This is a genomic window from Schaalia sp. JY-X159 (assembly GCF_014525425.1).
Classification (GTDB): domain Bacteria; phylum Actinomycetota; class Actinomycetes; order Actinomycetales; family Actinomycetaceae; genus Scrofimicrobium.
The window spans coordinates 43,928-56,708 of record NZ_JACEXI010000001.1; the positions used below are offsets into that span (position 1 = coordinate 43,928).

Consider the following 12,781-nt stretch of genomic DNA (forward strand, 5'->3'; position numbering starts at 1 on the left):
CAAGATGTAGCTGGGGATCACAGCATCTAGTGAAGGAGACACGATGGCAGAGAAAGCAACGGCTTCAACGAAGGCTATGGGCCGACCGTCCAAACTGACAGTAGTTGGCGCGGGCGCTGTAGGAACTGCGGTTGCCTACTCCGCAGCAATTTCGGGCGTTGCCCGCTCAGTCGCTCTGTACGACATCAATGGCCCCAAGGTGAGGGCGGATGCGCTGGACATTGCGCACGGCATTCAGTTCACCCCGACGGGTACTGTTGAGGGATCTGATGACATCAACATCCTCAAGGGCTCTGACCTGGTGATTGTCACGGCTGGTGCTAAGCAGAAGCCCGGACAGTCACGTCTCGACCTCGCACAATCCACGGTCGATCTGATGAAGGTCATCGTGCCCCAGATGCTTGAGGTTGCTCCGGATGCAATCTACATGTTCGTAACGAACCCGGTCGATGTCGTCACCTATGCTGCGCTGAAGATCTCGGGTCTTCCACGCAACCAGGTCTTTGGTTCGGGCACGGTTCTTGACACTTCGCGTTTCCGGTACCTGATCTCGCAAGAAACAGGTATTTCCTCCAAGTCAATCCATGCCCTTATTGCTGGCGAACATGGTGACTCCGAGGTCGCCTTGTGGTCGTCTGCAGAGATTGGCAACGTCCCGGTTCAAGAGTGGGGAACGACGCTTTCAGGCAAGCCGTTCGATGATGCACTCAAGGAGCGGATCGCAAGGGATGTGGTGAACTCTGCTTACGAGATCATTGAGGGCAAGGGCGCAACGAACTTTGCAATCGGTCTTGCTTCAACTGCAATCGCAACCGCGGTTCTACGGGATGAGCACCGTGTCATGACCATTTCCAGCCTGCTCGAGGACTGGGCGGGAATTAGTGATGTATGCATGGCTGCTCCGACCGTGGTTACACGCAACGGCGCGGGTCGCACCCTGGTTCCTCCGATGTCCGGTAGGGAGTTCGCAGGCCTGCGAAAGTCGGCGGATGAGATTAAGGCGGTCGCGAAGTCCCTCGGGTTCTAATGGTCTGAGGCGCAGCGGTTCCACGCGCGTGCATGACGCGCCACAGCTCCTGGGTTGTGGCGCGTTTGCCGTGTGGAAGGCTCTTCGCAGAAGAGGCTGTGGGTATCCTTCTCGCCTCTGCGACCGGTCACCGTTGCCGTCACTACCTACCTCAAACCGCGAGATCGCATAGTATCGACACATTACACTGTTATTGGGCCTGAAACTGTCGATACTATGCGATCTCGCGGTTTGAGGTGCGGGTGTGGGTGGGGTGCCGCGGGTGTGGGTGTGGGTGCCGGTGGGGCGGCCCAAGTGCAAGGCGCCCGCGGGGTTCCCCAGCTTTGCGGAGCCGGTTAGGGCATACGGAGCCGGTTACGCTATAGGGAGCCGACCAGGCTTGCATAACGGTGAGATCTAAAGGTGGGCTGGCCCGACCGGCTCCGTATGTCCTAACCGGCTCGCTAAGCCCAACCGGCTCCTCGACCACCCCCGCGGCATCGCCCTATGATTTTGAAACCTCCAAAACTACATCAACCGCAGCCTCCTCCAGACCGGAGGATTCGAGCACCACATACAGCCCCTTTTGTGACCAGCCAAGGTTGCCGGTATCACCTAGAGTTGCCTCCGTTTTTGCGAATTGCGGGCAACCTTAGGCGATATCGGCAACCTTACTTGACTCCAGCAACCTTAGGGTTGGTGGCTGGCCCGAAGGAGTTTTCGCAGAAGAGCCCCTAAGAAGGAGTTTTCGCAGAAGGGCCCCTAAAGTGAGCGCACGACTGTCACAACTTTTCCGAGGATAGTTGCGTGATCGGCGGGGATCGGCGCGTAGTCCTCGTTTTGGGGTAGTAGCCAGACGTGGCCGTCTGCCTTAGAGAAGACCTTGACCGTCGCCTCCCCGTCAATCATGGCTGCGACAATCATGCCGCTGTCGGCAACATTCTGCGTGCGGACGACCACGAAGTCGCCGTCACAAATGGCGGCATCCACCATTGAGTCCCCGTGTACTTCGAGGACGAAAAGCTGGCCTCCCCCCGTCAATCGGGTTGGGAGCGTGAACACATCTTCCACTTGTTGCTCCGCAGTGATGGGTGTGCCAGCAGCAATTCGGCCGACAAGTGGCGCTGCCACATAGTCGCCCTCGGCGAGGGAAACCGGGATTGTCACTTCCGTGGGACGCAGTGCTTCCACAGCGGGTTCGCGCCGAAGATCAATGGCACGAGGGCGCCCCGCGTCGCGCTGTATAAATCCTTCACGTTCCAGTGCATCGAGGTGGTGCTTAACGGTTGATGGGGAGGTGAGGTTCACCGCCCGTCCAATCTCTCTGAGCGAAGGAGGGTACCCTCTTTCGTCCGTGAGGCTTCGAACGACACTCAGAATCTGTTGTTGCCTCTTTGTCAGAGTTGACTCATCAGACATCGCGGACCCCTTTCCGTTTCCGCCAGTTTAGGCGCAATTGTCACAGAAATGAAACATATGTTCGAGCGAGTCTTCTAAATGTCGGAACCTCTTGGTATCGTACAAGTGTTCGACGAACAACTGTTCGAAACTTGTCGGTGTGGAAGTTCATAGTTGCCACCGGTGTCAAAGGAGTAAGTGATGAGTGCGGTACCACTACTGGAGGTTTCAGGGACCTCGGCCGTTCCCTCAGAACGCCCGCGTCGAAGCGCCCTCGCAGCCCAGGTGTCTGTGTGGCCCGTGACGCAGGGGGGTGCGACCGTTGTCTCGATTGATGAAGCTCGTCGGCGGTTGCGACGGGAGACAGCGGGCAACGTCAGTGTTGACTCGGACGCGGCTACGGTGGCTGGTACCCGTGCGCCCATGGGGTCTGCAGCCGTTGCGGGAGCACGTAGCGCTGCTGAGGCTACCGGGACCGCTTCAAGCGTCCTGCCGCGGGTTGACTTCACCGCAGTAGCACTTCGGATTGTGGCGTGGAGCGTCGCAGTTGTCGTTGCCTTCTCGGTTGCTCTCGGCTTGGGACTGGCTCTCCGTCCCGCGCCCTATGGTGGTGAGACGTACGTGCACTCTGTAACTGCCGGGGAATCCGTTTGGGGCCTGGCTGAATCCCTTGGGTCAAGCCGGGCTTTAGAAGACGTGGTGGCTGACATTGTGTCGTTGAACGCACTCGATGCCAATGTTCTGCACCCCGGACAAGAACTATTGCTCCCAGCTGAGTGAAATGGTTTTGCAGGAACTCCCCGGACATCTTAGAGTCTTCCTACTGGCATCGCTGAGGTGCTAGCAATGATTTGGAGGGCCGCCTTGCACTGTCCGTTCTGTCAGAATGATGACACTCGCGTTGTCGACACCCGCGTTACCGATGATGGTGCAACAATACGCCGCCGCCGGGAGTGCAGTGAATGCAAGCGCAGATTCACAACACTCGAGACATCGTCGTTCTCTGTTGAGAAGCGCTCGGGTGTTGTCGAACCTTTCTCCCGCGACAAAGTGACGGTAGGCGTGCGGAAGGCATGCCAGGGTCGACCGGTTTCGGAACATGACTTGGCCATCATTGCGCAGCAGGTCGAAGAGGCCCTGCGGGTCAGTGGGCAGTCGACAGTCTCCGCAGATGAAGTCGGGAAGGCCGTGTTGCCGTTCCTGCGCGAACTAGACGAAGTCGCATACCTCCGGTTCGCTTCTGTCTACTCCTCATTCCAGTCTCTTGAAGACTTTGAACGCGCAATAGCCGACTTACGGCAACAGTAACGTAGTTGTGCCGGGCCTCCTACTGCTCGGAGGTGCTGCTGGCAGAGCCTTTCTCCTGGTCGTCCTCGTCTGTCTTCGTTGCCGGTGAAAGCAGCGCAGAGGCCCGTTCAGAAGCTTCGGATCTGGCTTGCGCGACCGACTCCTTCAATGCTGCGGCTGCCTGACCTACCTGCTCACTGAGCTCAGAAGCGGAGGCCCGCAAAGTTGGGAACCGCGCATCCAAGTTGCTCTGAAGCTCAGCAATCTGCTGTTGCACGGAACGCCGCATGACTTTGCCAATCTGCGACTTTGGAAGCTCTTGCAGAACCACAACTTGGCGCGGCAGTGCATAGTGAGCCAGAGACTTCTCCGCCCATTCACGTACGTCTGCGAGGGTCACCGACGCGCCACCTTCGAGAACCAGGGCCGCCACTACCTCTTCACCCTTGTTGCCCCCAGGCATACCAACCACAGCCACGTCAGCGACGCCCGGCATCATACGCACAACGTCTTCAACCTGGCTTGGGTACACGTTGAAGCCTCCCGAGAGGATTAGTTCCTTCCGGCGATCTTCCATGAAGACGAAGCCGTTCCGAACCTGCACTAGGTCACCGGTGAATAGCCAGCCATCACGAAGAACAAGCGCGGTCTCTTCAGGGTTGTCTAGATAGCCTTGGAAGACCTGGGGCCCTCGCGCGATCAACTCCCCAATTTGCCCCTCTTCAACATCGACTTCCGGGTTCTCCGGGTCGACAATCCGAATCTCCGTCGACGGCCACGGAATACCCAGGGCTCCCGGTATGCGATCATGCGACAGGGGAGAGCCAAGAATGATTGGCGATGCCTCGGTCATCCCGTAGCCCTCGACTACGTACCCAGTTGTGGCCTCCTCCCAGCGTTTCGAGAGTTCTTCAGAGAGCGGCATTGCCCCGGAAATTGTGTAGTTGATCGATGTCAAATCCACGTTGAGGTGGGGTGCCTCGGCTAGGAGACGGTCAAACATCGGGGGGACTCCCAAAAAGAAAGTGCAGGGGAGCCTCTTCTGGGAAAGCAACACCTGCGAGACATCGAACTTCGGGAAGATCGCAATTGTTGCACCCAGGCGAACTCCGGCTAGGAGAGTGACTGTGAAACCGTAAGCATGGAAGAACGGGAGAATGGAGTAGAAGACCTCAGCGCCCTCGCGAAGGGGTGACACCCAAGCGATTGCTTGGAAGACATTGGAGGCAAGATTCTTGTGCGAGAGGACGGCTGCCTTGGGTGTACCCGTGGTGCCGGACGTGTGCAACATGACCGCTGGATCGTCAGCATGGGCAGTTGCATCACCCATCCAGGGCTGCGCTTCACGCACCTCATGATCCCAAGAACGAACAAAATCTGGCACGGATGCGCCTAGGATCCTCTTCTTCTCTTTTACAGACTTGAGTGGAAGTCTCAGCAGCATGCGCGTAGTGCGGGAGAGCGCGTAGGCGAGGTTGACACCGAAGACCCGCACGTCTGAACCGAGAAAACCAAGCTTTTCAACGGTGTTCTGCCACGCGATGACGGTCTTGGACTTGTGTCGTGCAAACTCACTCTTCAGTTCCTCTTCGGGAGCGGGCGGGTTGTGTTCGACCGACACCGCACCTACCAGGGCAATCGCGAAGACCGCGACAACATGTTGGGGGCAGTTGGGCATTATGAGCGCAATGTGGTCGCCTTGCTTCACACCTGAATCACGCAGGACGCTCGCTGCTTGGCGGACTTGGTGAACCAGCTCCTCATAGGTTGTTTGCTGGCTGAGGAAGTCCAGGGCAATCCGCTTGGGATAGTACGCAGCGGTGTCGAAGAGGAAGTCGCAGATCAACGTTGACCCGGAGTCCGTGAAGTATGGGACACCCGGAGCGTAGCCCTGGCGTAGTTGTTCTGTCAGGTTCATAGTGCCTCCATGCTCGACTGTGTTTGATGGTAGCTGCTTACCCACACACAGGTCACCGACCTGGTGGTATTGGCTATTACCTAATGGGAAAGTACCGCATTCTCACCGAGGACGATGACGATCCAATGAGTTCGAGGGCGTGTTCGCTCAGGGGTGAGCGCAGATCCGTGATGGCGTAACCCAGTGACCCCGAGGTCGCCAGTGCCTGGCCTTCGACGTTGACACCCTCCTGCGCGAAGACGTCGTTGAGTCGAGCCATGACACCCGGCGTGTTGTGGTGAACAAAGCAGAGTCGTTGGGCGCGTGGCGAGGAAGCAGGCAGACTCAAGTTGGGGAGGTTGACGCTGAGCGTAGTCGATCCACGGGAGAGGTATCCCTGGACTTTTCCCGCCACGAATACGGCAATATCATGCTGGGCTTCAAGCGTTGAGCCACCGATGTGGGGAGTGAGGATCACGTTGTCCAATCCCGCGAGTTCCGACGTGAAATGGTCCCCGTTTGCCTTCGGTTCCTCAGGAAACACGTCGACGGCGGCACCCAGAAGGTGACCGCTCTCAAGTGCGCTGCGAAGTGCATTAACGTCGACGGTGAACCCACGTGACAGATTGATGAAGACTGCGCCAGGCTTCATCATGGCAAACTCACGTTCGCCAAGCAGGCCGGTGTTTGAAAGGCTACCGTCGACGTGCACCGAGACGATGTCAGCCTCCCGCAGCACCTCTTCCATGCTTGCGGCGGGGTGGGCGTTGCCGAGGGCGAGCCTCTCGGCAATGTCGTAGAAGATTACGCGTAACCCGAGCGCCTCAGCCAGGACAGAAAGCTGTGTGCCGATGTTGCCATATCCGATAATCCCCAGTGTCCGCCCTCGAATTTCGTGAGCGTGATCAGCGGACTTGTCCCATACTCCCTTGTGCAGGCGGCTGTTCTTCACGGTGAGACGGCGCGTAAGGGCAATAATCTCGCCGATCGCTAGTTCAACCACGGACCGCGTGTTGGCATAAGGGGCGTTGAATACGGGGATCCCACGTTCGGCCGCGAACTCCGTAGCGATCTGGTTGGTGCCAATGCAGAACGCTCCCACAACTTCCAGTTTTGGTGCGTGCGCAAGGACTTTGCGCGTCACTTCCGTCTTGGATCTGATGCCGAGGACGGAGACACCATCCAGTGCTGCGATGAGGTCGTCTTCATCAAGGCTGCCGTGAACGACCTCGACCTCGTAGTTGTCTCGCTTCAGAAGCTCGGCGGCAATTGGGTGGGGATTTTCAAGAAGTAGAACTTTGGTCACCAGAGCATTGTGCCGAAGTCCTTCAGCATTTGCAGGATGGTCCCGACTAGTGGCCTGCTTCTGGGTGCCATTCGTCAGAAACACTAGTTACAGCTTTCGCCCAAGCTCGTGGCAGTTCAGTCGAACGAACCGAATGGAGTCGTTTCGTGCAACGGGTCATTGCAACGAAAAGGTCCCCGGGCCCGTCGGAGAGGATTTCTGTTGGTTCAACAACTATGGTCGTGTCGAACTCCAAACCCTTTGCTCCCGCCACGCTCAGCACACTGACCCGGTGATCGAGGGCGGTGGAACCGAAAATGTCACCGCGCCAACGGTGTGCTCGCTCGTCAGCGACAAGCACGCCGATTCGACCCATCCCGTGGCCCGTGGTCGCGTCGAGGAGGCTTTCCTCCTGTGCCACCACGTCCTGCACAGCCTTCCAGAGGGGATCTTCCTCCCGGTCACCGTTTGTGTCACCACCTTGAACAACAGTGTCTGCCAGGGCGTCCTCGACCTCACGAGCAGATGTCAGTGGATACAGTGGCGGTTGTCCGAGGTCGGAGAGAACCTGCTGCGCAAGCGTGGTGACAGTCGCCGGTGTTCTGTAGGAAACGGTGAGAATGAACTCCGATGACAGTCCACGCTTGGCTGGACCCAGTGCTTTCTCCCAGTTTGCGGGACGTTGGTGCCCGCGCGCTTGGTCGAGGTCGCCCACGACTGTGAATGAGCGAGCCGGACAGCGCCGCAGGAGCGCGTGCCATGCCATGGGAGAGAGGTCCTGTGCCTCATCGACAACGACATGCCCATACGTCCAAGTGCGGTCTGCAACGGCCCGCTCGGCAAGGGACGTCCATTCCCGTTCCCCGCGGGCACGTTCGGCGAGCACCTCGGCTGACACTATCCCCCCACCAAGGTTCTGCCCCTCCATGGCCATGCGAACTCGTTCCAGTTCCTCGTTCTCCAGTGCAGCGCGATTGCGGCGTTTCTGATTGAGTAGTTCCTCGGAAGTTCCAAGCAGCTCCTCTAGCTCATCGAGAAGAGGAACGTCGGCGACCGTGAAGGGGGCATCCCACGGTCGGGAAACCAACAGCTGTTCACGCGCCGAGAGCCCGCGGGCAACCCGTCGTAGCAGATCAGGTTTTGTGTAGAGGCGGCTCAGAAGATCGGTCGCCCTCGTCGGCATCCAGCACAGATTTATCTCTCTGCGCACGTCGCGACTGGAGCGGACGGACTCCCGCCACCAGTCAAGGTCTTCCGAATCGGGATCTGCACCGGCAACTTGTCTAACGAGGACGTCTATTAGGTCGAGGGCGAATCCCGTGCGTGCGACGTTGTGCGGTTTGCCGCTTCTGCGAGCGCGGCTCCGCGCCGCCGCCACATCCGCCGGGGTCAGCGTGGCTGTTTTGCCACCTATCGAGAAGGCCTTTGTCTCTGCAGGTAGGCGTTGAAGGTCGCGCACCGCTGCCTTCGCAGTCTCTATCCAAGCGGTCTTGCCTTTGACAAATGCAACTTCCGAGGGGTCCGTTTCGACCGCATGGATACCCGGCACCAGTTCACCCATTGGAATCGACACGACCCCGTTTTCTCCGAGGGAGGGGAGAACCTGCTCGATGTAGCGCAGGAAAATCCGCGACGGACCGACGATCAGAACTCCAGATCGCTCCAGGCGCTCGCGGTGCGTGTAGAGCAGGTACGCCGCGCGGTGTAGAGCAACAGCCGTCTTTCCTGTGCCGGGGCCGCCCTGAACAACGACGATTCCCTGATCATCGGAGCGGATGATCGCATCCTGCTCGGCCTGAATCGTTGCAACTATGTCACTCATGTGGCCGCCACGGGCAGATGCAAGAGCCGACATAAGAGCGCCTTCACCCTGGAAAGTCATCCCCTGGTCAGTTGCGGCATCGACGTCAAGAACGTCGTCCTCGATCCCCGTTACAACGCTTCCTGATGTGGCGATGTGACGACGTCGTACGACACCTGATGGTGTGACGGCGGTCGCCTGGTAGAAAGGACGAGCAGCCGGCGCGCGCCAGTCGATAAGGAGACGACCCCCCGTTGAGTCCGGCAGGCCTGCGCGGCCGATGTAGTGGGTGCTGGCGTCCGTCATATCGACACGGCCAAACACCAGGTGGTCTTGGATCTGCTCCAGACGCATGGCCTGATCGCCAAAATGAGAGGCCTGGGCATCACGCTCGGTTCGAGCCTGGGGTGAACCCCAGGCGCCCTGAGCCTCGATACGGCGCTGCGCTTCCCGGTAGTCGGTCCTCATGGAATCAAGAACCGAGTAGGCGTGACTCACGAACTCTTGTTCTTGCGTCAAATCGTCTTCTCGATTGGGAAGATTGGGAGTCTCGGTGTTCAAACTCGCTCCTTACCGGCCGAAAAATACCAAGTGTCCATTATTCCCTAAACGTGGACCGGACGGCACCCGGAGGTTTTGTGACTCTTAGAGAGTTCAGTTCACCTTCCAGCGCAATGTTTGTTGAGTTCCTCGCCGAATCAGGGAGGCAACGAGTACGGTGAAAGGGAACACTAGGACTGGTGACCGGGAGGGGAGCATCATGGCGCGTATTGAAGACCTTTACACAAAAGGACCTGCCGCCGGTTCAAAGGCGCCAATCCTGATTGCTCATTTTGAGGGCGCCATGGATGCTGGTTCAGCCGGTACCTTGGCTGTGGTTCAGCTTCTCACTTCGCTGTCGCCAGAACGTGTCGCCACTTTTGACACCGATCTGTTGATCGATTACCGCTCCCACCGCCCTGTTATGGAGGTTGACGAGTGGGTGACGACTGACATGTCGGAGCCTGAGATCGCCCTCGACCTCGTACACGATGACGCCGGGACCCCGATCTTGCTACTTCATGGTCCGGAGCCGGATGCTCGCTGGAAGTCTTTCCGTGATGCTGTCGGCACTCTGGCGGAGGAAGCCGGCGTTGAAGCAATCTTTTCGTTCCACGGATTGCCAGCCGCAGTTCCCCATACCCGCCCCGCCACAGTGCACCTGCAGAGCACGGATCGCGACGTGATTCCGCAGCAGCCACTGATGGGGGGCACCGCTCGATTCCCGGCACCACTGACATCATTCCTCCAGTACCACCTTCATCTTGAAGGCGTCACTGGCGCAACGCTGCTTGCGACAGTGCCCTATTACCTCTCTGATGTGACATTCCCCAGAGCATCGTCGGCACTGTTGAGGCGTCTAGCGGAGATCGCTGACCTGCAGCTACCTATTGGTGACCTTGAGAGAGGGGCGGACGAGGACGCGAGCCAGGTGGAAAGACTTCTTGAAGTCAACCCCGACCTGCAACGCACTGTTCAGGGTCTTGAACAGCACTTCGACTCGATCTCACTGGCTGCAGCCGAGGGAATCGAGATTGATTCCGTGATGCGCGGGGAGGAAGCAGAGGATGCAACCTCACAGTTGGAGGCGGTCCTGCCTGGATGGGATGACTTGACTGGCATTGATCAAGCCGTGTTTCCCGAGGCCGAACGGATGGATAGTACGCCAACGGACTCCATGGCGGATGCGATCGGTGACGCAATCGAGAGCTACTTGAAGACACGCTCCAAGCAGAAGCCAGCAAGCGAGCAGAGACTCCCAGGATCAACTGGCGACGACGCGAACTCTGAAGGTGTGGAGGACGGAGCTGGCGTGTCTCGACCTCGGCCAAGACACCGTGCGCCAAACGTGTGGGAGCTGGATCGCCTGCCCGAAGAGCCAGATGAGCCTCCCTTCAAGGAAGGTCCCGTGGACGAGGGCGGTGCGTAGTTCCCTAGTGGTCGATTGGTTGGGCGCCACCCAGCCAACGCCTCACCTCATCGGTTCGGTAGAGACGTGCAGGCAGGGGCAGCCGTCGCAGCACCCGGTCTAGTTCGTCAAAGTCAGGTAGCAGGCCAACCCACCCCGCTACGACGAGGTTACCGCCGCGGTCACCTCGCCACACTTTTGGGTCTGTCACAACAGTTGTCACGGCGAAGATGTCGAGGACGGTTGCCACTTCCTCCTTTGACGGCGCGGTCCTGTCCCTGCCGACATTGACAAGGTAGACGCCTTCGTCCAGGAGACGCGATGCGACCAGGTTCGTCCACTTGCGAGTTGTCAGGTGGCGGGGAGTTCGGGGGCCAACAAACGCGTCACGAACGATGACGTTGTACTTGGCTCCAGATCCAGCGAGAACTTGCTCTGCGTCTCCTACTCTCAACTTGAGTCGAGGTTTCCTCTTGATACCGGCGGCCCGACCAACGACTTCTACGAGCTCAGGGTCCACTTCAACGGCAACCTGTGACATTGCCGGATGCTTGGCTTCCCATGCGAGGGGGAGTGCGCAGGCGCCGGCTCCGCCGTGGAAGGCGCGCAGATGCGGGATGGACCATGCTTCATTAGCCATGTCCAAGAGCACGTCCATATGTTGCAGGTATTCAAACTCAATGGTCTTTGGGCGACTGAGGTCAATGACGGATTGTTCGATTCCCGACGCGCTGACCCTAAGAGAGGAGCCGGTGGTGGATATCTCCGTGCCCATCCGCGTCACCGAATGGGGGAGGGCAGTTCTCTTTTGTACCTTGGCCACTGCCTTACCCTACATAGTCTCAAGTGATCGTGAAATGTCGGAGGTACTAGCTACGGTGTAGGTGGGTAAGGAGGTGGAAGCAATGTCAGTCTCACCGCGGGGCAAAGTACACAGTCAGTGGGGTGGTGACGACAGTGAGGCTCCGATTCTCCACGTCGACATGGACAGCTTCTTTGCCTCGGTAGAGGTGTTACAGAACCCAGCACTCCGGGGACTGCCGGTTATTGTGGGCGGCATTGGAGTCCGCGGCGTTGTCACTGCCGCAACTTATGAGGCGAGGGCGTTTGGAGTCCGTGCGGGTATGCCGATTGGGCGCGCCCGCGCACTCTGCCCAGCGGCTGTCTTGCTCCCTGGGCGTCACGACCTCTATGGCACCTACTCCAAACAGGTGATGGAAGTGCTGCACAGCGTGACTCCACTGGTGGAACCAATCAGTATTGATGAGGCTTTTCTGGATGTCAGCGGTGCTCGCCGCCAGTTTGGCTCGCCCGTGGAAGTTGGCGGCCTCATTCGAACAAGAATCCGTGAGGAAGTGGGCCTTCCCGCTTCGGTTGGCATTGCGGCAACGAAGAGCGTGGCAAAGATCGCTTCTGCGCACGCGAAGCCCGATGGTCGTTTGCTCATACCAAAGGACCGGACACTTGACTTCCTTCATCCCCTTCCCATCGGGGCGCTGTGGGGCGTTGGAAAGAGGACGGGGGAGGTTCTGCGGGTACGTGGCATCGACACAGTTGGTCAGTTGGCGAATGTGCCGATTCGTGACTTGGCGCAATGGATTGGCAATGCCAGTGCCCAGCACCTCAATGCGTTGGCATGGGGGGTTGATGACAGGGCAGTGTCGACAAGGGAACGGGAGAAGTCGATTTCCACGGAAAGAACCTTCGAGGTGAATGTGACATCGCCAGAGGTTCTCAAGGCCTTTATCCTCAGGGCAGCTCACGATTGCGCCAGACGGCTACGAAAGATGGGCCTCCTTGCATGGACGGTTACCGTAAAGGTTCGCGACCAGAAGTTCAATACCACTGCTCGATCCAAGACTCTCTTAGCACCTACTGACGTTGGCCGTGAGATCGCTCAGGTCGCGACTTCTTTGATTGAGATGCGCTCGCTGCCATCGGGTGGTGTTCGCCTAGCGGGTGTGGGCGTCTCCTCATTGGTCGGGGGTGACGGAGGGGTTCCTACGCTGTTAGATGAAGACCCGCGTCCGCGGGTGGCTGAACTGGCAATGGATGCTGCTCAAGAGCGATTTGGAGCGGGTGCGGTCATGCCGGCATCGCTCCTTCCGGGTAAGAAGTAGCACCCCGGTGCGTGTAGATGGAAAGCATGGTTAGTTGGG

Annotated in this window: 10 protein-coding genes; 5 read left to right on the top strand and 5 right to left on the bottom strand. The window is 58.6% G+C overall.

Annotated features, from left to right (window positions below):
• Positions 1-43 precede the first annotated feature (43 nt).
• Positions 44-1,027 (top strand): L-lactate dehydrogenase, encoded by a 984-nt coding sequence (locus IDL90_RS00200; RefSeq protein WP_182141017.1) that lies wholly within the window; start codon positions 44-46, stop codon positions 1,025-1,027.
• Positions 1,028-1,768: 741 nt separating this feature from the next.
• Here the strand turns inward: IDL90_RS00200 and lexA are convergent.
• Positions 1,769-2,425, bottom strand: a complete 657-nt coding sequence (lexA, locus tag IDL90_RS00205) for a transcriptional repressor LexA (protein WP_182141016.1) — start codon at positions 2,423-2,425, stop codon at positions 1,769-1,771.
• A gap of 180 nt (positions 2,426-2,605) precedes the next feature.
• On the opposite strand from lexA, the gene IDL90_RS00210 reads away from it, so the two are divergent.
• A complete protein-coding gene (locus tag IDL90_RS00210) occupies positions 2,606-3,184 on the top strand; it encodes a LysM peptidoglycan-binding domain-containing protein (protein WP_182141015.1) in 579 nt (192 codons plus the stop codon).
• A 66-nt stretch (positions 3,185-3,250) separates the two neighbouring features.
• A complete protein-coding gene (nrdR, locus tag IDL90_RS00215; protein WP_182141014.1) occupies positions 3,251-3,712 on the top strand; it encodes a transcriptional regulator NrdR in 462 nt (153 codons plus the stop codon).
• A gap of 19 nt (positions 3,713-3,731) precedes the next feature.
• On the opposite strand, the gene IDL90_RS00220 is transcribed toward nrdR, so the two are convergent.
• The 3 genes from IDL90_RS00220 to IDL90_RS00230 all read right to left on the bottom strand — a co-directional run bounded on the left by IDL90_RS00220 (position 3,732) and on the right by IDL90_RS00230 (position 9,235).
• On the bottom strand, positions 3,732-5,609 hold the full coding sequence (locus IDL90_RS00220) for an AMP-binding protein (RefSeq protein WP_187993937.1): 1,878 nt from the start codon (positions 5,607-5,609) through the stop codon (positions 3,732-3,734).
• A gap of 76 nt (positions 5,610-5,685) precedes the next feature.
• On the bottom strand, positions 5,686-6,894 hold the full coding sequence (gene serA / locus IDL90_RS00225) for a phosphoglycerate dehydrogenase (RefSeq protein ID WP_182142710.1): 1,209 nt from the start codon (positions 6,892-6,894) through the stop codon (positions 5,686-5,688).
• Positions 6,895-6,940: 46 nt separating this feature from the next.
• Positions 6,941-9,235 carry an AAA family ATPase gene (locus IDL90_RS00230; protein WP_262508930.1) on the bottom strand — a complete coding sequence of 765 codons (2,295 nt, stop codon included), beginning with the start codon at positions 9,233-9,235 and terminating at the stop codon, positions 6,941-6,943.
• 199 nt (positions 9,236-9,434) lie between these two features.
• Between IDL90_RS00230 and IDL90_RS00235 the strand changes: the two genes are divergently transcribed.
• A complete protein-coding gene (locus IDL90_RS00235; RefSeq protein ID WP_187993938.1) occupies positions 9,435-10,643 on the top strand; it encodes a PAC2 family protein in 1,209 nt (402 codons plus the stop codon).
• A 4-nt stretch (positions 10,644-10,647) separates the two neighbouring features.
• On the opposite strand, the gene IDL90_RS00240 is transcribed toward IDL90_RS00235, so the two are convergent.
• A complete protein-coding gene (locus IDL90_RS00240) occupies positions 10,648-11,445 on the bottom strand; it encodes a spermidine synthase (protein WP_187993939.1) in 798 nt (265 codons plus the stop codon).
• Between the two features lie 82 nt (positions 11,446-11,527).
• On the opposite strand from IDL90_RS00240, the gene dinB reads away from it, so the two are divergent.
• Entirely contained in the window at positions 11,528-12,742 is a 1,215-nt protein-coding gene (dinB, locus tag IDL90_RS00245) for a DNA polymerase IV (RefSeq protein WP_187993940.1), read from the top strand.
• The last annotated feature ends 39 nt before the right edge of the window (positions 12,743-12,781 follow it).